At 53.8% G+C, this 342-nt stretch carries 1 pseudogene; it reads left to right on the forward strand.

The window, feature by feature from the left end:
* Window positions 1–119 precede the first annotated feature (119 nt).
* Window positions 120–342, forward strand: a pseudogene (locus KVS69_RS19085) (DNA-binding response regulator); the annotation flags it as partial.

A 342-nucleotide genomic window follows, 5' to 3' on the forward strand; every position in this document is an offset into this window, starting at 1 on the left:
AGTTTTCATCGACACTTTGATTGATGGACAGCTGCAACCACAATAGTCAATGTTGTCGGAGGGCAGTTGTGTTGAACCAGCCGCGACCAGAGGGTTGTCAGAAAATCCGAAGCCTGTTGATGGCGGACGACCATTTGATTGTCGCCGAAGGGCTGGCAAGAATCTGTTCCAACTTGGCGGACACGATCGAACTGGTTGTCTCCGGTGAGCAGCTGCTCAGAAGCGTGCGGAGATCGCCTCCAGATCTAGTAATCGCGGAGACGGCGCTGCCGCTCAACTCTGGGCTCGATGTAATGTGGGTTGCAAAATCGGAGGGCTTCGCCTTTCCGTTCTTGATCCTGA

The organism is Stenotrophomonas sp. GbtcB23 (assembly GCF_019091045.1).
Taxonomy (GTDB): Bacteria; Pseudomonadota; Gammaproteobacteria; order Xanthomonadales; family Xanthomonadaceae; genus Stenotrophomonas; species Stenotrophomonas rhizophila_A.